Source organism: Rhodanobacter sp. PCA2 (genome assembly GCF_013620825.1).
GTDB lineage: Bacteria > Pseudomonadota > Gammaproteobacteria > Xanthomonadales > Rhodanobacteraceae > Rhodanobacter_A.
In genome coordinates this window covers 1-18,631 of sequence record NZ_NJIC01000040.1, presented here as the reverse complement: position 1 = coordinate 18,631, position 18,631 = coordinate 1, and the positions used below count along the sequence as shown (strand labels likewise).

The 18,631-nt window shown below is 70.3% G+C and carries 16 protein-coding genes; 9 read left to right on the top strand and 7 right to left on the bottom strand.

All coding sequences use genetic code 11. The features are described from left to right. Positions 1-3: 3 nt before the first annotated feature. Positions 4-576 (bottom strand): cob(I)yrinic acid a,c-diamide adenosyltransferase, encoded by a 573-nt coding sequence (locus PCA_RS12755; protein WP_181302999.1) that lies wholly within the window; start codon positions 574-576, stop codon positions 4-6. 2 nt (positions 577-578) lie between these two features. Continuing rightward, positions 579-1,178: a hypothetical protein gene (locus PCA_RS12750; RefSeq protein WP_181302998.1), complete on the bottom strand. Its 600-nt coding sequence runs from the start codon at positions 1,176-1,178 to the stop codon at positions 579-581. Positions 1,179-1,277: 99 nt separating this feature from the next. On the opposite strand from PCA_RS12750, the gene ubiH reads away from it, so the two are divergent. The 3 genes from ubiH to PCA_RS12735 are packed head-to-tail and all read left to right on the top strand — an operon-like array spanning position 1,278 to position 4,541. Further along, positions 1,278-2,501 carry a 2-octaprenyl-6-methoxyphenyl hydroxylase gene (ubiH, locus tag PCA_RS12745; RefSeq protein ID WP_181302997.1) on the top strand — a complete coding sequence of 408 codons (1,224 nt, stop codon included), beginning with the start codon at positions 1,278-1,280 and terminating at the stop codon, positions 2,499-2,501. Continuing rightward, entirely contained in the window at positions 2,498-3,700 is a 1,203-nt protein-coding gene (locus tag PCA_RS12740) for a UbiH/UbiF/VisC/COQ6 family ubiquinone biosynthesis hydroxylase (RefSeq protein WP_181302996.1), read from the top strand. The genes ubiH and PCA_RS12740 overlap by 4 nt, the downstream gene beginning before the upstream one ends. A 46-nt stretch (positions 3,701-3,746) precedes the next feature. Further along, a complete protein-coding gene (locus PCA_RS12735; protein ID WP_181302995.1) occupies positions 3,747-4,541 on the top strand; it encodes a dienelactone hydrolase family protein in 795 nt (264 codons plus the stop codon). 75 nt (positions 4,542-4,616) lie between these two features. Here PCA_RS12735 and ltaE read toward each other — a convergent pair whose 3' ends face one another. From ltaE to lptF, 3 genes are read right to left on the bottom strand one after another with little or no spacing between them, the layout of a single operon-like run. Continuing rightward, positions 4,617-5,636, bottom strand: a complete 1,020-nt coding sequence (gene ltaE, locus PCA_RS12730; RefSeq protein WP_181302994.1) for a low-specificity L-threonine aldolase — start codon at positions 5,634-5,636, stop codon at positions 4,617-4,619. 35 nt (positions 5,637-5,671) lie between these two features. Continuing rightward, positions 5,672-6,769, bottom strand: coding sequence for an LPS export ABC transporter permease LptG (lptG, locus tag PCA_RS12725; protein WP_181302993.1), 1,098 nt, complete (start codon positions 6,767-6,769; stop codon positions 5,672-5,674). After that, positions 6,766-7,878, bottom strand: a complete 1,113-nt coding sequence (lptF, locus tag PCA_RS12720) for an LPS export ABC transporter permease LptF (RefSeq protein WP_181302992.1) — start codon at positions 7,876-7,878, stop codon at positions 6,766-6,768. Before lptF ends, lptG begins: the two co-directional genes overlap by 4 nt. 96 nt (positions 7,879-7,974) lie before the next feature. Between lptF and PCA_RS12715 the strand changes: the two genes are divergently transcribed. Both PCA_RS12715 and PCA_RS12710 read left to right on the top strand, forming a co-directional pair. After that, positions 7,975-9,462, top strand: a complete 1,488-nt coding sequence (locus tag PCA_RS12715) for a leucyl aminopeptidase (RefSeq protein ID WP_181302991.1) — start codon at positions 7,975-7,977, stop codon at positions 9,460-9,462. A 92-nt stretch (positions 9,463-9,554) separates the two neighbouring features. Beyond that, complete coding sequence (locus tag PCA_RS12710; protein WP_181302990.1) at positions 9,555-9,977, top strand: DNA polymerase III subunit chi; 423 nt, start codon at positions 9,555-9,557, stop codon at positions 9,975-9,977. Between the two features lie 18 nt (positions 9,978-9,995). Here the strand turns inward: PCA_RS12710 and PCA_RS12705 are convergent, their stop codons facing one another. Continuing rightward, positions 9,996-13,565, bottom strand: coding sequence for a hybrid sensor histidine kinase/response regulator (locus PCA_RS12705; RefSeq protein WP_181302989.1), 3,570 nt, complete (start codon positions 13,563-13,565; stop codon positions 9,996-9,998). Positions 13,566-13,821: 256 nt separating this feature from the next. Here PCA_RS12705 and PCA_RS12700 point away from each other — a divergent pair, with 256 nt between their 5' ends. Then, on the top strand, positions 13,822-14,403 hold the full coding sequence (locus tag PCA_RS12700) for a cytochrome b (RefSeq protein ID WP_181302988.1): 582 nt from the start codon (positions 13,822-13,824) through the stop codon (positions 14,401-14,403). Further along, a complete protein-coding gene (locus PCA_RS12695) occupies positions 14,400-14,957 on the top strand; it encodes a YceI family protein (protein ID WP_181302987.1) in 558 nt (185 codons plus the stop codon). Before PCA_RS12700 ends, PCA_RS12695 begins: the two co-directional genes overlap by 4 nt. A gap of 42 nt (positions 14,958-14,999) precedes the next feature. On the opposite strand, the gene PCA_RS12690 is transcribed toward PCA_RS12695, so the two are convergent. Continuing rightward, positions 15,000-15,236 (bottom strand): glutaredoxin family protein, encoded by a 237-nt coding sequence (locus PCA_RS12690; protein WP_181302986.1) that lies wholly within the window; start codon positions 15,234-15,236, stop codon positions 15,000-15,002. Between the two features lie 76 nt (positions 15,237-15,312). Between PCA_RS12690 and PCA_RS12685 the strand changes: the two genes are divergently transcribed. Together PCA_RS12685 and PCA_RS12680 are read left to right on the top strand one after the other, a co-directional pair. Then, the gene (locus PCA_RS12685) at positions 15,313-16,695 is read left to right on the top strand and encodes an L-serine ammonia-lyase (RefSeq protein ID WP_181302985.1); all 1,383 of its coding nucleotides are present in this window, start codon (positions 15,313-15,315) and stop codon (positions 16,693-16,695) included. A 179-nt stretch (positions 16,696-16,874) separates the two neighbouring features. Then, positions 16,875-18,530, top strand: coding sequence for an APC family permease (locus tag PCA_RS12680; RefSeq protein WP_181302984.1), 1,656 nt, complete (start codon positions 16,875-16,877; stop codon positions 18,528-18,530). The last annotated feature ends 101 nt before the right edge of the window (positions 18,531-18,631 follow it).

Genomic DNA, 18,631 nt, shown 5'->3' with positions numbered 1-18,631 from the left:
GTTTCAGCCGGCGGCGGGCTTGCGCCGCCGCTCGTGCTGCCACAGCACCTCGCCGTGGCCGCCGGCGCGCGCCAGCACGCGGCACAGCACGAACAGCAGGTCGGAAAGGCGGTTGAGGTAGCGCTGGGTCTGTTCGCGCACCTCGGGTTCCGCGCGGCGCAAGGTGATCACCTCGCGTTCGGCGCGGCGGCACACGGTGCGCGCCAGGTGGCAGCAGGAGGCGGCCATGCCGCCGCCGGGCAGGATGAAATCCTTCAGCGGCGGCAGCGGTTCGTTGAACGCGTCCAGCACGGTTTCAAGGCGGGCGACCTCGGCGTCCCCGATCATCGCCATGCCGGGGATGCACAGCTCGCCGCCCAGGTCGAACAGCTCGTGCTGCACCTGGGTCAGCGCTTCGCGCACGGCCTCGTCCACGCCCTCGCACGCCAGCACCATGCCGATCGTGCTGTTGAGTTCGTCCACGGTGCCGTAGGCGGCGACGCGGGGCGAATCCTTCGCCACGCGCGAACCATCGCCGAGGCCGGTGCTGCCGTCGTCGCCGGTGCGCGTGTAGATCTTCGAAAGGCGGTTGCCCATGTTCAGCGCTGGGCGTGGCCGCTGCGCTGCGCAGTGCGTGCCAGCTGGGTCGCCAACGCGTGCAGCACCGCACCCAGCGCCACGTAGGCGGCGGTGCCGGTGAGGAACGGCAGGTACCAGTCGCCGAGGTTCGCGAACCATGCGCCGAAGCTGCGCGGCAGCGGCACGCTGGCGCTGATCCAGTAGAAGCTGCCGTTGGAGATCAGGTAGCACAGGCCTTCGGCGACCAGCAACGCAGCGACCGCGAGGCCCAGCGTGGCGAGGCTCAGGCCCTGCTGGCGCTTCGCCAGCCAGCTGCCGCCCAGCCACAGCGCGCCGTAGGCCGGCAGCAGGAACCAGTACGCGGGCGACATGCAGTAATGGCTCCAGAAGTCGATGCCCTGGCCGTTGATGACCAGGTAGTCCACCAGCACCGCCTCGGCCATCAGCAGCGGGAAGGCCCAGCGGCCCTGGCCGCGCAGCCAGAAGCCGGCGAGGAAGAACACGCCCCAGGAGGCATCCCACAAGGCGTGGTTCAGCAGCGAGGGATGGAAGCGGGTGACGCCCATCACCAGGGCCAGACCCAGGAAGATGGCCAGGCGTCGGGTCGTTGTGGTTGCCATGTGTACTCCGTGCGGCGGTGCTGGATTCAGGCGCCCAGTTTAGCGCCAATGGCGCCGGAACGATGCGCCCGCGCCGCGCCGGCGCGTATCATCCTGCGCATGAATCCCCACGCATCCCCCGCCGCCGGCGGCGTGCTGATCGTCGGCGGCGGCCTGGTCGGCGCCAGCCTCGCCATCGCACTGGACGCCGCCGGCGTCGCCGCCACCCTGGTCGAAGCCGCCGCGCCGCGCATCGACGCCCAGCCCAGCTACGACGAGCGCAACCTTGCGCTGGCGCGCGCCACCGTCAACGGCCTCGCCGCCATCGGCGTGTGGCCGCATGCCGCCGCGCAGGCCACGCCGATCCGGCATATCCACGTCAGCCGCGCCGGCGAGTTCGGCAGCGCGCGCATCGACGCCGCGAGGCACGGCGTCGACGCGCTGGGCTGGACCCTGCCCGCGCGCGAGCTGGGCGCGGCCCTGCTGCGCCGGCTGGAGTCCTGCACCCGGCTGACCCGGCTGGCGCCGGCCAAGCTGGAATCGCTGGAAGCGCAGGCCGACGGCTGGCGCGCCCGCATCCGCACCGCCGACGGCGAGTGCACGGTCGAGGCCGCGCTGCTGGTGGGCGCGGACGGCACCGAATCCTTCGTGCGCGACCAGCTTGGCATCGGCACCGCGCGCCACGACTACGAACAGACCCTGTTCGTCGCCACCGTGACGCCCGAACGCGGGCATGCGAATCGTGCCTACGAACGTTTCTCCGACCTGGGCCCGGTGGCCATGCTGCCGCTGGGCGAGCAGCGCTGCGGGCTGGTGCTCACGGTGCCTGCGGAAACCGCCGACGAGGTCGCCGCGCTGGACGATGAGGCTTTCGTCGCGCTGGCGCAGCAGCGCTTCGGCTGGCGGCTGGGCCGGTTGTCGCGGCCTGGCAAGCGGCATCCCTACGTCATCCGCCGCGTGGCCGCGCAGCGGCTCACCGGGCCGCGCGCGGTGCTGGTGGGCAACGCCGCGCAGACCGTGCACCCGATCGGCGCGCAGGGTTTCAACCTGGGCCTGCGCGACGCGCTGACGCTGGCCGAGCTGGTGTCCGCCGCGGACGATCCGGGCGTGCCCGCTTTGCTGGAACGCTATGCCGCGCGCCGCGCGCCCGACCGCGAGGGCACCATGGCGATGAGCCATGGCCTGGTGCGCCTCGCCTGCCTCGAACAGCCGCTGCTGGCGCCGCTGCGCTCGCTGGCGCTGCTGGCGCACGATCGCCTGGCGCCGCTGCAGCAGCGGCTGGCGCGGCACGGCATGGGCTTCCGCGGCGAACCGCCGCAGGTGGTGCTGGAGAGGCTGCCATGAGCGGCGCACCGTTGGCATCGCGTCGCGGTCCCGCGCTGGACGTGGCGGTGGTCGGCGGCGGCATGGTCGGAGCGGCCGCCGCCCTGGCGCTGGCCCGGGCCGGCTTCGCCACCGCGCTGCTGGAGGCGCGCGCGCCGCAGGCATGGAACGCTGCCGACGAGGTGGACCTGCGCGTGGTGGGGCTGGCGCCTTCGTCCATCGCCCTGCTGGACGAAACCGGCGTCTGGGCGTCCATACGGGAATCGCGCTCCGGCCCCTATGCGCACATGCACGTATGGGACGCCGAAACCGGTGCGGCCATCGATTTCGACGCCGCCGCCGAAGGGCGCGATCTGCTCGGCCACATCGTCGAGAACAACCTCGTGCAATGGGCGCTCTGGCAGGCGCTGGAAGGCGCCGGCGTGCGTCGGTTGTGTCCGGCCGAAGTGCGCGGGCTGGAGGTGCGCGAGGATCGCGTGGCGCTGGAGCTGGCCGACGGCGAAAGCCTGTCGGCGCGCCTGGTGGTGGCGGCCGATGGCGCCGCCTCGCCGCTGCGCGCGATGGCCGGCATCGCCGTGCGCGGCCGCGACTATGCGCAGCGCGCCGTGGTGGCGCACGTGGCCACCGAACGGCCGCACGAGCGCACGGCATGGCAGCGCTTCCTGCCCAGCGGACCGCTGGCGTTGCTGCCGCTGGCCGACGGGCGCAGCTCCATCGTCTGGTCGCTGCCGGAGGCCGAGGCGCAGCGCGTGCTGGCGCTGGACGACGCGGCCTTCCTGCAGGAGCTTGGCGTCGCCAGCGATTTCCGGCTGGGGCGCATCGTGTCCACCACGAAGCGCGCGGCTTTCCCGCTCAGGCTGCAGCTCGCGGAGACCTATCAGGCCGACCGCCTCGTGTTGCTGGGCGATGCCGCGCATGCGGTGCATCCGCTGGCGGGGCAGGGCGTGAACCTGGGCTTGCGCGACGTGGTGGAACTGCGCGAGGTGTTGCGCTCCGCGCGCGATGCGGGTCGCGACTTCGCCGCGGCCCACGTGCTGCGCCGCTACGCGCGGCGCCGCCGCAGCGCCGACACGCTGGATGCGCGCGGTTTCGACGCGCTGGCGCGCGTCTACGCCTGGCAGGCGCCACCGCTGGTCGCTGCGCGCGGCATCGGCGTGCGCCTGCTGGATCGGTTGACGCCGTTGAAACGTCGCCTGGCGGAGCATGCCGCCGGACTTTGAATTTCGTCCCTCGGCAAGGCCGGGACATCCACCAGGAGTGGTCGCCATGCGCATCGTCCGATTCTGCAGTGCCGCGTTGCTTTCGCTGTTCGCGTTCGCCGCCCAGGCGAAGATGGTGCATCGCCCGGTCGAATGGACGCTGGATGGCACCCGCTTCCACAGCGTGCTGGTCTACGACGATGCGGTGACGACGAAACGCCCCGGACTGGTGATGGTGCCGAACTGGTTCGGCGTGAACGACCAGGCGATCACGAAGGCCGAGATGATCGCCGGCAAGGACTACGTGATCCTGCTTACCGACATGTACGGCGCCGGCGTGCGCCCGCAGCAGGGCAACGCGGAACAGGCGCAGGCGGCGGTGAAGCCGCTGTACGCGAACCGCGCCCTGATGCGCCAGCGCATGAACGAGGCGCTGGCCCAGCTCAAGGCGCAGGCGCAGAACGCGCCAATCGACACCGCGAGGCTTGCCGCGATCGGCTTCTGCTTCGGCGGGGCGGCGGTGCTCGATCTCGCGCGCAGCGGCGCCGATGTCGCCGCCGTCGTCTCCTTCCACGGCGATCTCTCCACCGACGATGCGGCGCAGGCGAAGCACATCAAGGCCCGCGTGCTGGCGATGAACGGCGCCGACGACACGTGGACGATGAAGGATGCCGGCAAGTTCACGGACGAGATGCGCCAGAGCCCGGCCGACTGGCAGTTCGTGGTGCTGGGCCACGCCGTGCACTGCTTCACGGAGGTGGGCGAGAACTCGCCGGGCTGCAAATACGACGCGAAGGTGGCTGCGCGTTCCTACGGCCTGATGCATGCGTGGTTGCGGGAGGCGTTCGCGGGGCGCGATTGATCGCGCCCCTGGCGTCCTGGTCGTCGCGGGGTCCGTAGCGGCGGTACAGCTCGCGCAGGCAACGAAGCGCCCGCATCAACCCCGCGCAAAGAACGAGCGGAACGCCTGGGTCACGCGTTCGATGCCGGCGTCGTCCACATCGAGATGCGTCACCAGCCGCAGCGTCGGCAGGTAGCCGATGCTGATGCGGATGCCGGCGCCGCGCAGATGGGCGTCCAGTGCCTGCAGGCGGTCCGCCGGCACGTCGACGAACACCATGTTGGTGTGCTGGCCGAGCAGGCTCACGCCGGCGACTTCCCGCAGGCAGCCCGCGAGGTAGGCGGCGCGGCGGTGATCGTCGGCCAGGCGCGCCACGTGGTGGTCCAGCGCGTGCAGACCCGCCGCGGCGAGCATGCCGGCCTGGCGCCAGCCGCCGCCGGCCACCTTGCGCCAGCGCCGCGCCTTCTCGATCAGCGGCGCGGAACCCACCAGCACCGAGCCCACCGGCGCGCCGAGCCCCTTGGACAGGCAGATCGACACGCTGTCGAAGTGCTGCGCGATGGCGCGCGCACTCACGCCGCCCGCCACGGCCGCGTTGTACAGGCGTGCGCCGTCCAGATGCAGCGCCAGCCTGTGCCCGCGGGCGAAATCCTGCGCGGCCTGCAGGTAATCCAGCGGCAGCGCGCGGCCGTGCCAGGTGTTTTCCAGCGCCAGCAGGCGGGTGCGCGCGAAGTGCGGATCGACCGGCTTGATCGCGGCAGCCACGTGCTCCAGCGGCAGCGTGCCGTCCTCGGCCTGCACGATGGGCTGCGGCTGGATCGAGCCCAGCACTGCTGCGCCGCCGCCCTCGAACTTGTAGGTGTGCGCGTCGGCGCCGACCAGGTATTCGTCGCCGCGCTCGCAGTGGCTCATCAGCGCCAGCAGGTTGCCCTGCGTGCCGCTGGGCACGAACAGCGCGTCCTCGAATCCAAGATCCGTGGCGAGCCGCTGCTGCAGCGCGTTGACGGTGGGGTCCTCGCCGTAGACGTCGTCGCCCACCTCGGCATCGAGCATCGCGGCGCGCATCGCCGCGGTGGGGCGGGTGACGGTATCGCTGCGCAGGTCGACCACGTTCATCGCCGGTATTCCTTCTCGGTCAGGCCCGCACGGACTCAGGCGTGCCGGCGGAAATACAGCCACGCCACCAGCGCCAGCAGCATCGCGGGCAGCAGGTTCGCGAGCAGCGGCGGCAGGCCGTAGACGGTGCCGAAGTTCACCATCGCCTTCTGCAGGAAGTACCAGGCGATGGCCAGCAACATGCCGATGAAGATGCGCTTGCCGAGGCCGCCGGAGCGCATGGTGCCGAACGCGAACGGCATCGCGCACAGCACCAGCACCAGCACGTTGAGCGCGTACAGCGCGCGGGTCCAGAACGCCACGGCGTAGACGCCGGGGCTTTCGCCGTTGCTTTCCAGATAATTCATGTTGCGGCGCAGGTCGCGCATCGACAGGTACTGCGGAAGAATCACCGACTGCGCCAGCACCTGCGGGTTGAGGCTGGAATGCCATTCCTCGCTGGCGGTGCTGTTGTGGTGCACGCCGGTATCGTCCAGCGTGGTGCTCTGCACGTCGTGCAGCAGCCATTCGTTGCCGTCGTGGTCGGCGCTCCTGGCCCAGTCGAAGCGGCTGAGCTGGCCGTCCTTGCCGAGCGTGAACACGCGCACGTCGGCGAGCGCCACGGTGTCGTGGTCGCGGCCGTGGTGGACCACGGCGCCGCCGCGTGCGTTGATGATGCGGTCGCCGTCGCGCGCCCACAGGCCGCTGCCGGTGCTGCCGATGTTGTTGGACTTCAGCCGTAGCTGCATCGTCTGCGCGAGCTGGTCGCCCCACGGCGCCGCGGTCTCGCCCAGGATCACCACGCCCGCGACCAGCACCGCGATCACCCCGGTGGCCGAGGCGGCGATGCGCAGGCGCGACATGCCGGAGGCGCGCAGCGCGGTCAGCTCGCCGGTGGCGGCGAGGCCGCCCAGGCCCAGCAGGCCGCCGATCAGGGCCGCGTTGCCGAACATTTCGTAAGCGCGGCGCGGCGTGGTGATCAGCACGTACACCGCTGCGTCGGTCAACGTGTAGCCGTTCTTGCCGATGTTGGAGAGTTGCCGCAGGAACTGGGTCACCGCGTCGAAGCCGGTCAGCACCAGCCACACGCCGACCAGCGAACCGAGCACGCTGAGCGCCACCAGCTTGTCCACGCGCTTGATCGCGAGGCTCATGCGGGCAGCGCCTTGTCGTCGCGCGGCCTGCGTGGCGAGTACTGCTTCCACAGCAGCCAGCCAGCGACCGCGATCATCACCAGGTGCAGCAGCCACAGCGCGGTCTGGTGGTGCCAGTGGCCCTTGCTGATCTGCGCGCGGCCCAGCGCGAGCAGCAGGTAGTAGAGGTAGAAGCTCAGCATCGCCAGCATCAGCCGCCCGTAGCGGGCCTCGCGCGGACTCTGGCGCGACATCGACAACGCCAGCATCAGCATCACCAGGGTCAGCGCTGGCGCGTTGGTGCGCCAGGCCAGTTCGGAGCGGGCGTCCGGCGTCGCGGTGCGCATCAGCTGCAGCGTGCCCATGCTCTCGGCCGGGTCCTCGGCGTCGCTGCTGGTCACGCTGGAAAGCGCGGTGTCGTTGCCCTGGTACTGCATCACCCGCCAGTTGTTCGCGCCCAGCGGAATGTCGTACTGCCAGCCGTCGTGGAACGCGATGAAACGGTTGCCGCCGTTGCTCTCCTGGTACAGCTCGCCGTTGCTGCCGGTGACCACCTTGACGTGGTCGATGCCGCCCTTGCCGGGACGCTGGGTGGCGACGAAGCTGCGTCCCAGCCGGGTGCCGTCCTGGCTCAGCGAGTCGGTGAAGATGATGCCGCCCTTGCCCGGCAGTTCGGTGAAGCGGCCTGCGTCGAGGCCGGCGGCGATCACCGAGCGGTTCGCCGTGGCCACCAGCGTATTGCTGGTGGCGGCCGCCCACGGCCCCAGCCACAGCGCGACCAGCGCGGTGAGCGACACCAGCACCACCGCCAGGATCGCGGTCGGCCGCAGCAGGCCGCGCGGGCCCATGCCGGACGACATCAGCACGTGCATCTCGCTCTCGCGGTACATGCGGCCCAGCGCCATCAGCACGCCGATCATGCTGGCCAGCGGCAGCATGTTGGTGATCTGCTGCAGCGTGCGCAGGCCCAGCACCTGGAACATCACGCTGGCGGGAAAGCTGCCCTTGGCCACCTGCTGCAGCACCGAGGCGAACGCGGTGCCGGCGACGATCACCACCAGCACCACCACGGTGGCGGCCACGGTCTGCGCCAGTTCACGCAACAAATAGCGGTCGAGAATGCTCAGCATCGGATAGACTTGTGGGCTTGCATCAACACCCGATCCGGGCGGCGAAACACCAGTCTAGCCGGTTCGCCGCCCACCGCGCCCAAGCAGGAACGCTCCATGACCCTCCAGTTCAGCCTCGCCACCGCCGCCCCGGAAACCGCCGCCACCGCCTGCATCCTGCTGGGCGTCTACGAGCAGGGCGTGCTGACCAGCGCGGCGGCGCGCGTGGACGGCGCGATCGGCGGCGCGATCAAGCGCCAGGTGGAGAGCGGCGACATCACCGGCAAGGCCGGCAGCACCACGTTGATCTACGCGCCCGCGGGCATCGCGGCGAAGCGCGTGCTGGTGGTGGGCCTGGGCGCGCAGAAGGGTTTCGACGCGGCGCGCTACCAGAAGGTGGCGATCGAGGCCGCGCGCGCGCTTGGCAAGCTGCCGCTGACCGAGGCGGTCTCCTACCTCACCGGCGTGGAAGTGCCCGGCCGCGATGCCGGGTGGCGCGTGCGCACCGCCGCGCTGGCCGCCGACCACGTCGCCTACCGCTACACCGCCACGGTGAAGCCGCGCGACAAGAACGCGCCGCCGGAACTCGCCACGCTGGCGTTCGCCGCCGACATCGGGGCTGAATCGGGTCTGGCGCAGGCCCGCGGCATCGCCGAAGGCGTGCGCTTCGCGCGCGAACTCGCGAACCTGCCGCCGAACCTCTGCACGCCCGCCTACATCGCCGACCAGGCCGAAGCCTTTGCCGAGGCGCACGCGCAGGTGAGCTGCACGGTGCTCGATCATGTCGAGATGGAAAAGCAGGGCTTCGGCTCGCTGCTCGCGGTTGCGCGCGGCTCGGCGAACAAGCCGAAGCTGATCGCGCTGCAGTATCGCGGCGGTGCCGAGGGCGCGGCGCCCTACGCCCTCATCGGCAAGGGCATCACCTTCGACACCGGCGGCATCAGCCTCAAGCCCGGCCCCGGCATGGAGGAGATGAAGTTCGACATGGGCGGCGCGGCCGGCATGCTCGGCGCGTTCGTCGCCGCGGTGGAGATGGGCCTCAAGCTCAACCTGGTCTGCGTGGTGCCCGCGGCCGAGAACATGCCCGACGGCGACAGCTACCGCCCTGGCGACGTGCTCACCAGCCTGTCCGGCCAGACCATCGAGGTGCTCAACACCGACGCCGAAGGCCGCCTGATCCTGTGCGACGCGCTGACGTACACCGTGCGTACGTTTCAGCCGCAGGCGATGGTCGATGCCGCCACGCTCACCGGCGCCTGCGTGATCGCGCTGGGCAAGCACGCCAGCGGCCTGTTCAGCAAGCACGACGACCTCGCCGCCGAACTGCTCGCGGCGGGCGAGCACACGCTGGACCGCGCCTGGCGCCTGCCGCTGTGGGACGACTACCAGGTGCAGCTCGACTCCGGCTTCGCCGACGTCGCCAACATCGGCGGCAAGAGCGCCGGCGCGATCACCGCCGCCTGCTTCCTGGCGCGCTTCGTCGAAGGCCAGCGCTGGGCGCACCTGGACATCGCCGGCACCGCCTGGGACGAAGGCCGCAAGGGCAGCGCCACCGGCCGCCCGGTGGCGCTGCTGGCGCAGTGGCTGCTGGACCGGGAGTCGTGATTCGGGATACGGGATTGGCAAAAGCGTGAGGCCTGCTCCATCCTGCTCTACCGTATCCCCGATCCCGACTCCCTGATCCCGGCTTCCCCGCCATGCCCCGAGCCGACTTCTACCTGATCGACAAGCCGCGCTTCCGCGAGCAGCCGCTGCTGCTGGTGTGCGAGCTGGCGAAACGGGCGTTCGCGACGCAGCAGCCCGCCTTGATACTGGCGCGCGACCACGCGCAGGCCGAGGCGATCGACGAGCTGCTGTGGGCGTTCGACGAGGACGCGTTCATTCCGCACCAGCTCGCGGGCGACGACGACGACGCGGATACCGCGGTGCTGATCGTGCCGCCGGGCGTGGAGACGCCGGACCGGCCGCTGCTGATCAACCTGCGCGAAACCTGCCCCGACGGCCGCTGCGAACGCGTGCTGGAGGTGGTGGCGGCCGATCCGGCCGAACGCGACGGCTCGCGCGTGCGCTGGCGCGAGTACCAGCGCCGCGGTTTCGAATTGCACAAGAACGACATGTGAAGCCGTGCGCCGCGGCGCTCACTCCGCCGCGGCTGCCGCGTGCGCGTCGGCGTCGTGCAGCACCTGCGCCAGCATCGCCGCCAGCTCGTCGCCGCTGAGCGGCTTGCGCAGGAAGCCGTCCATGCCGGCCGCCCGTGCCTGCTCCTCGTCGTTGCCTCCCGAACGCGCGGTCACCGCCACGATGGGCAGACGCCTGCCGCCCTCGCGCTGACGGATCAGCCGCGCCACCTGGAACCCGTCCACGCCCGGCAGGTCCAGGTCCAGCAGCACGGCGTCGCAGGGATTGCGTTCCAGTTCGGCCAGCGCAAGCAAGCCGTTCGCCGCGTGGCTGACCGTGTGGCCCTGCTGCTGCAGCAGGCCGGTGATGACGGCGGCCACGATGGGATCGTCCTCCACCAGCAGCAGGTGCAGCTCCCGCCCGTGGACCGACGGCGGCGGTGGCGCCTCGCTGGCCGCGGCGCCCACCTCGAGCAGCGGCAGCCGCACCAGGAACGTGCTGCCGTGGCCCATGCGCGACTGCAGCTCGATGCTGCCGCCCATCATCTCCACCAGCTCGTGGCAGATCGCGAGGCCGAGGCCGCTGCCGGCGCGGCGCTGCGGACTGTCCTCCTGCTCGAAGCGCTGGAACAGGCGTGCCTGGCTGCCTTCGGGAATGCCGGGGCCGGTATCGCTGACGCTGAACAGCAAGTCGTCGCCGCCGCGCGTGGCGCGCAGCGTGACGCTGCCGTGCTCGGTGAACTTCAGCGCGTTGTTGGCGAGGTTCAGCAGCACCTGCTTGATGCGCACCGCGTCGCCCATCGCCTGTGCCGGCAGGCCGTCGGTGATTTCCAGCACGAAGCGCAGGCCCTTGCTCCACGCCAGGCCCTGTTCCAGTTGCGCCACGTCTTCCGCCAGCTGGCGCGGATCGAACGGCGCCGGCTCCAGCTCCAGCCTGCCGGCGTCGATGCGCACCAGGTCCAGCGCGTCGTTGAGCAGCTTCAGCAACATCTTGCCGGAGCGCTGCATGGCCCTGGTGTAGTCCTGCTGCCGGTTGTCCAGCGGCGTGTTGAGCAGCAGTTCGGCCATGCCCATCACGCCGGTCATGGGCGTGCGGATCTCGTGGCTGAGCGTGGCCAGGAATTGCGTCTTCGCCGCACTGGCCTGTTCGGCCAGCGCCCGGCGCTGCTCGATCAGCTCGAAGCGGTGACGCTGCGCCAGCCGCCGTCGCCACGCCCACATGATCCAGCCCACCACCACCGTCAGCGCCAGCGTGTACAGCAACCATGCCCACCAGCGCAGCCAGGGCGGCGCCTCCACGTCGATGTGCAGCGGCTGCGCCGCGCCCCACACGCCATCGGCGCCGGCGGCCTGCACTTCCAGCGTATAGGCGCCGGCGGCGAGCCCGGCGAATTCGCGTTCGCCGTGGTTGCCCGTGCCCACCCATTGCGTGTCCAGGCCCAGCAGGCGGAACCGATAGCAGTTCGCCGCGGGGTCGATGTACGAACTGGCGCGCGCCCCGACGCGCAGGTTGCGGTCGGACCACGCCAGCCGGATCGTTCCCTTGTCCACCGGCAGCGACTGCAGGGTCTTGCGATGCAGCACGCTGGCCGAGGTGATCACCACCCCGGGCGGGGTCGGCGCCACCTCCGGATAGTCCGGCCGGAAACCCAGCACGCCGCCCAGGCTGGCCGCGTAGACGGTGCCGTCGGGCGTCATGGTGGGCGAGTCGCCGCGCACCTCGCCATTGACCAGGCCATTGCGCAGGCCGAACGAACTCAGCCGTCCGGTTTTCGGGTCGAAGCGCCACAGGCCGTTCTTGCAGAACAGCCAGAAACGGCCGGCGCGATCCACGTGGATGGCCACCAGCACCATCGGCGGCCAGGACTCGGGGATCGCGATCTCCCGGTCCTTCACCGCCGAGGCGCCGTCCATGCGGTAGTGCTCGAATGCCTTGTCGCGCGCCAGCCACACGCCGTCCGGAGTGGATTCGATCGCATAGATGTCGCTGCCCGCGGCGGCCGGCACGTCCTCCAGCCGCGTCGTCGACGCATTCCAGCGCATCAGCGTGCCCGCGTGGGAATACCAGAACGCACCGGTGTCCACTGCCGTGCGGCTGCTGAAGAAGCCGGTGTCGCCCTCGGGCGCCACCGGCGCGGCATCGATCGCCAGGCTGTCGGGGTCGATGCGGAACAGGCCGGCGCGCTTCGCCACCAGATAGATGCGGCCGTCCGGCGCGACGGTGACGCGCAAGGGCTGGGTGATGTCCGCGGGGGCCAGGTCGACTTCGGCCAGCCGGCGGTCGGCATAGCGGTAGACGCCGTTCTCGCTGACGATCCACAGTCGTCCGTGCGCGTCCTCCGTCATGTCCAGCACGCTGCCCTGCAAGCCGTCGATGGCGTGCTGCACGTAACCGGTGACCGGATCGAGCAGATCGACCACGCCGTGTCCACCGACCCACAGCGTGCGGTCGCCGCGGGCCAGCACGGCGCTGGCCGCGGCATCGCGCAGGCTGTGGGTATCGTCGGGCACATGGGTATAGCGGCTGAACTCGCTCCAGCCCGGGGCGAGATAGGCGATGCCGCCGGCGCCCATCACGAACCAGATTCCGCCTTCGCGGTCGCGCAGTGCCTGCCACACCTGCGGTGCCGGCAAGCCGCCCAGCAGCAACGGCTCGCTGCCGATGGCCCGGATGCGCGCGCCGCCGTCGTCGAGATAGAGGCCTTGCCGGGTGGCCACCCAGAGATGGCCCGCGTCATCCACGGTGCTGCCGTACACGTCGGTGTCCGGCAGCTGGCCGGACCCGAACAGCCGTGCGACGCCGTCCGCGCCCACACGCAGCAGGCCGCCGCGTATGGCGATGCGCACGTCGCGGCCGCCGCCCTGGATGCGCCAGATCTTCAGCGACTTCACGCGCGGATCGACGGCAATGCGGCGCATGTCGCCGCCGGGCTCGCGCACGAAGATGCCTTCGTCGGCGCCTATCCACAGCCGACCATCCGGTTCGGCCAGCAACGCGCGCACCGCGCCGAACCGGCCTTCGCCGGCCAGCGGATTGCGCACGTGATCGAAATGTTTGCCATCGGGCAGCAGGCGATCCAGGCCGGCCGAGGTGCCCGTCCAGACGTCGCCATCCGTCGTCTGGGCGATCGCCCACACGGTGTTTGCGGACAGGCTGGCGGCGTCGGCTGGATCGTGCGTCCAGTGCAGGAATCCGCCCGTTTCCGGCAGGTAGCGGTTGAGGCCGGAACCGAAGCCGCCCACCCACAGGCGGTTCGAGCGGTCCACCAGCATGCTGTACACCGAGCCCTGCGGCAGCGAGGACGAGTCGCCCGTGTGGTGGCTGTAGGTCTTGAAGCCGACGCCGTCGTAGCGCACCAGGTCCACGCCCACGGCAAACCACATGAAGCCCTGGCGATCCTGCACCACGTTGTAGACGGTGCTGCTGGGGAGGCCGTCGGCCACGCCGTAGCGGCGGAACTGCGGGGTGGGAAGCGGCTCTTCCGCGACCGATGTGGCGGTCGCCGGCACGGCCGCGGCATGGCCGCCGCCGGCGGCCGCGATCGCTGGAGCGACAGCCAGGGCTGCGCCCAGCACGAGTGATGCGAACATGCGTGCTCCCCAGGCCCCGGGGAGACATCATGCCAAAACGGCGAATCGCGCGCGAGCGCCGCATCCGCGCCACGCGGCCGGGTGGCGCGTGGCATGAACGCTGTGTTCGCGCGCACCGGCTGGCGCCGGGACCGTCGATCGTCCAGACTTGGCGGCACCGGTTTCGCCCCGCGCCGGCCATGCCGGACTCGCGCCGGAACCTGCGCGGCGCATCCCGGTCAACCGCATGTCGACGGATACGCCACGAAGGATTCCCATGAAACTGCGCAGCGACGCCAACCGCTGGGGTGCGGTCGCCAAGTTCTTCCACTGGATCGTGGCGCTGGCCATCCTGGGCAACGGCGTGTTCGGCCTGTGCATGGACCTGGCCGGCAACCCCATGCAGAAGATCAACTGGCTGGCGCTGCACAAGTCGATCGGCCTCACCGTGCTGGCGCTGATGCTGCTGCGGCTGGCCTGGCGCATGGGCGACGGCCGGCCGCGCGAGGAACCGGCGCCGCAGTGGCAACAGCTGGGCGCGCGCGTCGTGCACGCGCTGCTTTACCTGCTGGCGCTGGCGCTGCCGCTGAGCGGCTGGTGGTTCAACTCGGTGACCGGCAAGCCGCTGCAGTGGTTCAAGCTGTTCAACCTGCCGGACATCGCGGCGAAGGACGACGCCCTCAAGCACCTCTCGCATGCCGTGCACGAATACCTGTTCTGGTTCCTGGTGCTGGTGCTGGTGGCGCACGTGGGCGCCGCGCTGAAGCACCACGTGTTCGACCGTGACGACGTGCTGAGGCGCATGCTGCCGTTCGGCAAGCTGCGCAACGATTCAACGCAAGCAGGAGAACGTCCATGAAACGCACCCGCCACCTCCGCGCCGGCCTGCTGCTGGCGCTGGTGTTGCCCGGCGCCGCGCTGGCGGCCGACTACGCCGTGCAGCCCGCCAGCACGCTGGGCTTCACCGGCAGTTTCCAGGGCACCAGCTTCGACGGCAGCTTCAGGCAGTGGCACGCCGCGATCAGCTACGACCCCGCGCAGCTCGCGCAGTCGAAGTTCGACGTCGAGGTGACCATGGCCAGCGTCGCGGTGAGCGACAAGGACCAGCAGTCCGCGCTGCCCGGCAAGGATTTCTTCGACGTGGCGCAGTATTCCACCGCGCACTTCGTCACCACCGGCTTCCGCCAGGCGGGCGGCAAGGTGATCGCCGACGGCAAGCTCACCCTGCGCGGCGTCACCAAGCCGGTGAGCCTCGCCGTGGATTTCAAGCCGCAAGGGAAGGGCGCCACGCTCGACGTGGCCGGCACGCTCAAGCGGCTGGACTTCGGCGTGGGCGGCGGCGAATACGCGGATACCTCGGTGATCGGCGCCGACGTGAAGGTGCGTGCGCACCTGGTGCTGGTGGCGAAGTAGGCACTCGCGGGAACGCGCCTCGCCGCTGCCGGCGGCTGGCGCTCAGGACGCCGCGGACAGGAACGCCCGCACCGCCGCCGCATCGAACGGCCAGTCCAGTTCGCGGCCGTCGCGTGCATCGCGCAACACCGGCACGCGCGTGCCGTAGCGCGCCTCCAGCGCGGGCGCGTCGTCCACCCACACGCTGTCGAACTCCGGCGCCTGCGCCTCGGCCAGCACCGCCAGCGCCTGGTCGCAGAGGTGGCAATAGTCGCGCTGGTAGAGGACGAGATCGGGCATGCGGGTGCGAATGGACTGCCAAGGGGCAGGTGCCCGCGTAGAATAGCGTCACTCCCTTCCGCACTCGCAGCGCACCATGGCCGTCAGCGTATTCGACCTGTTCAAGATCGGCATCGGGCCGTCCTCCTCGCACACGGTGGGGCCGATGCGCGCCGCGGCGCGCTTCGCCGAGCGCTGGCTGGAGGAAAAAGGCGTGCTGGACCGCGTGGTGCGCGTGCGCGCCGAGCTGTACGGCTCGCTGGCGATGACCGGTCGCGGCCACGGCACCGACAAGGCGGTGCTGCTGGGCTTCGAGGGCCAGCATCCCGACACGATCGATCCGGACGCGATCCCCGGCATCCTCGAACGCGTCCGCGGCAGCGGCCGCATCCGCCTGCTCGGCAAGCGCGAGATCGCGTTCGACGAGAAGGCCGACCTGGTGTTCAACAAGCGCCAGAAGCTGCCGTTCCACACCAACGGCATGCGCTTCAGCGCCTACGACGCGAGCGGCAACGAGCTGGCCACGCGCGACTACTACTCGGTGGGCGGCGGCTTCGTGGTGAACCAGGACGAGGCCGCTGAAGACCGCATCGTCGCCGACACCACCGAGCAGCCCTATCCGTTCTCCACCGGCGACCAGTTGCTGGCGCTGTGCGAGAAACACCACCTGTCCATCGCGCAGCTGATGCTGGCGAACGAGGCCGTGTGGCGACCCGAGGCGGAGACCCGCGCCGGCCTGCTGAACATCTGGAAGGCGATGCAGGACTGCGTCACCCGCGGCCTGCGCTCGCCCGGCACCTTGCCCGGCGGCCTGCACGTGGCGCGCCGCGCGCCCGCGATGGCGGAGGAATTGCGCAACCAGCCGGAAGCCGCGCTGCGCGATCCGCTGACCATCCTCGACTGGGTCAACCTCTATGCGCTGGCGGTGAACGAGGAAAACGCCGCGGGCGGGCGCGTGGTCACCGCGCCCACCAACGGCGCCGCCGGCATCGTGCCCGCGGTGGGCCACTACTACCTGCGCTTCTGCCCCAAGGCCGACGAGAACGGCATCCTCGACTACCTGCTCACCGCTGCCGCGATCGGCATCCTGTACAAGGAAAATGCCTCGATTTCCGGCGCCGAAGTGGGCTGCCAGGGCGAAGTGGGCGTGGCCTGTTCGATGGCTGCCGGCGGCCTCGTCGCCGCGCTGGGCGGCAGCATCCACCAGGTGGAGAACGCCGCCGAGATCGGCATGGAACACAACCTCGGCCTCACCTGCGACCCGATCGGCGGCCTCGTGCAGATTCCCTGCATCGAGCGCAACGCGATGGGTTCGGTGAAGGCGATCAACGCCAGCCGCATGGCGCTGAAGAGCGACGGCAAGCACCGCGTCAGCCTGGACAAGGTGATCAAGACCATGCGCGACACCGGCCGCGACATGAAGGACAAGTACAAGGAAACCTCGCGCGGCGGCCTCGCGGTGAACGTGGTCGAGTGCTGAGGCGCGCCCTGCGTCCGCCGGACGCCAGCCCGGAGCGCCGTGGTTTGCCCCGCGGCGCAACAAATCCCGTACTGCCACGCACGGCCTCCGCATGACCTCTGCGGGGTGACAGGCGGCGCCCGAGTCTGCAACCATCGGCCCCCTTGTGGGGATGCGCGCCGTGCGCTTCGGGAGTTTCCATGTCTTCAAGCAGTTCCATCCGCCGCGACGTCGGCCCGTTCGCCCTGATGCTCACCGGACTGGGATCGATCATCGGCTCCGGCTGGTTGTTCGGCGCGTGGCGCGCGGCGGGACTCGCGGGACCGGGCGCGATCTGGGCGTGGGTGCTGGGCGCGGCGATCATCATGAGCATCGCGCTGACCTACGCGGAACTCGGCTCGATGTTCCCCGAGTCCGGCGGCATGGTGCGCTACAGCCATTACTCGCACGGCTCGCTGGTCGGCTTCATCGGCGCGTGGGCGAACTGGATCGCGATCGTCTCGGTGATCCCGGTGGAAGCCGAGGCCTCGGTGCAGTACATGGCCTCGTGGCCGTGGCAGTGGGCGCAGGACCTGTACGTGCACGCGCCCGGCGGCCACGGCGAACTGACGCCGCCTGGACTGGCGATCGCCGCGGTGCTGGTGATCGTCTACTTCCTGCTGAACTTCTGGAGCGTGAAGCTGTTCGCGCATTCCAACACCGCGATCACCGTGTTCAAGCTGGTGGTGCCCGCGGCCACCGGCATCGCGCTGATCGCCAGCGGTTTCCACAGCGGCAACTTCTCCGTGGGCATCCACGGCGATGCGCACGCGATCGATTTCGCCGCCGTGCTCACCGCGGTGGCCACCGCGGGCATCGTCTTCAGCTTCAACGGCTTCCAGAGTCCGGTGAACCTTGCCGGCGAGGCGCGCGACCCCGGCAAGAGCATTCCGTTCGCGGTGATCGGCTCCATCGTGCTGGCCACCATCATCTACGTGATCCTGCAGGTGGCCTACCTCGGCGCGGTGCCGCCGGACCTGCTGGCCAAGGCCGGCTGGCACGGCATCGACTTCCGCTCGCCGTTCGCCGAACTGGCGATCATCGTCAACCTGCACTGGCTGGCGATGCTGCTGTACATCGATGCGTTCATCAGCCCCAGCGGCACCGGCATGACCTACACCGCCACCACCGCGCGCATGCTCTACGGCATGGAGCGCAACGGCACGCTGCCGAAGATCCTCGGCAGCGTGCACCCGAAGTGGGGCGTGCCGCGTCCGGCGATGTGGGTGAACCTGGCGGTGTCGTTCCTGTTCCTGTTCTTCTTCCGCGGCTGGGGCACGCTGGCCGCGGTGATCTCGGTGGCCACGATCATCTCCTACCTCACCGGCCCGGTCAGCGTGATGACCCTGCGCCGCACCGCACCCAGCCTGCAGCGCCCGCTGCGCCTCGTCGGCCTGCCGGTGCTCGCCGGCGTCGCGTTCGTGATGTCCACCGAACTGCTGTACTGGGCCAGGTGGCCACTGACCGGCGAGATCATCCTGCTGATGGTCGTGGCGCTGCCGATCTACCTGTACTACCAGGCCAAGGCCGCCTGGCGCGACTTCGGCCGGCAGCTGAGAGGCGCCTGGTGGCTGATCGTCTACCTGCCCGTCATCGCCCTCGTCTCCTGGGCCGGCAGCACCACGTTCGGCGGCAAGGGTTTCCTGCCTTATGGCTGGGATCTGGTGGTGGTGGGGGTGGTCGGCCTTGTGTTCTACATCTGGGGCGTGAAGTCGGGTTGGCGGACGCCTTCGGTGGAGGATGCCGAGAGGGAGGCTTTGGCGCAGGGGGATGCGCGGGAGGGTGACGTGGTGGCGGGGCGAGCCTCCGGACACTGAACCTGTTTCCGGCTGCAGCCTGCCCTGCAATTTGTGCTGCATTCAAAGCGGTTTCGAGCGCCTGCCGGCGCCCGAGTCACTTTCTCTCGCGTGCCCGAGAG

Coding starts and splice junctions, on each gene's coding strand:
- PCA_RS12755 (WP_181302999.1), bottom strand. CDS start 576: ATGGGCAACCGCCTTTCGAAGATCTACACGCGCACCGGCGACGACGGC.
- PCA_RS12750 (WP_181302998.1), bottom strand. CDS start 1,178: ATGGCAACCACAACGACCCGACGCCTGGCCATCTTCCTGGGTCTGGCC.
- ubiH (WP_181302997.1), top strand. CDS start 1,278: ATGAATCCCCACGCATCCCCCGCCGCCGGCGGCGTGCTGATCGTCGGC.
- PCA_RS12740 (WP_181302996.1), top strand. CDS start 2,498: ATGAGCGGCGCACCGTTGGCATCGCGTCGCGGTCCCGCGCTGGACGTG.
- PCA_RS12735 (WP_181302995.1), top strand. CDS start 3,747: ATGCGCATCGTCCGATTCTGCAGTGCCGCGTTGCTTTCGCTGTTCGCG.
- ltaE (WP_181302994.1), bottom strand. CDS start 5,636: ATGAACGTGGTCGACCTGCGCAGCGATACCGTCACCCGCCCCACCGCG.
- lptG (WP_181302993.1), bottom strand. CDS start 6,769: ATGAGCCTCGCGATCAAGCGCGTGGACAAGCTGGTGGCGCTCAGCGTG.
- lptF (WP_181302992.1), bottom strand. CDS start 7,878: ATGCTGAGCATTCTCGACCGCTATTTGTTGCGTGAACTGGCGCAGACC.
- PCA_RS12715 (WP_181302991.1), top strand. CDS start 7,975: ATGACCCTCCAGTTCAGCCTCGCCACCGCCGCCCCGGAAACCGCCGCC.
- PCA_RS12710 (WP_181302990.1), top strand. CDS start 9,555: ATGCCCCGAGCCGACTTCTACCTGATCGACAAGCCGCGCTTCCGCGAG.
- PCA_RS12705 (WP_181302989.1), bottom strand. CDS start 13,565: ATGTTCGCATCACTCGTGCTGGGCGCAGCCCTGGCTGTCGCTCCAGCG.
- PCA_RS12700 (WP_181302988.1), top strand. CDS start 13,822: ATGAAACTGCGCAGCGACGCCAACCGCTGGGGTGCGGTCGCCAAGTTC.
- PCA_RS12695 (WP_181302987.1), top strand. CDS start 14,400: ATGAAACGCACCCGCCACCTCCGCGCCGGCCTGCTGCTGGCGCTGGTG.
- PCA_RS12690 (WP_181302986.1), bottom strand. CDS start 15,236: ATGCCCGATCTCGTCCTCTACCAGCGCGACTATTGCCACCTCTGCGAC.
- PCA_RS12685 (WP_181302985.1), top strand. CDS start 15,313: ATGGCCGTCAGCGTATTCGACCTGTTCAAGATCGGCATCGGGCCGTCC.
- PCA_RS12680 (WP_181302984.1), top strand. CDS start 16,875: ATGTCTTCAAGCAGTTCCATCCGCCGCGACGTCGGCCCGTTCGCCCTG.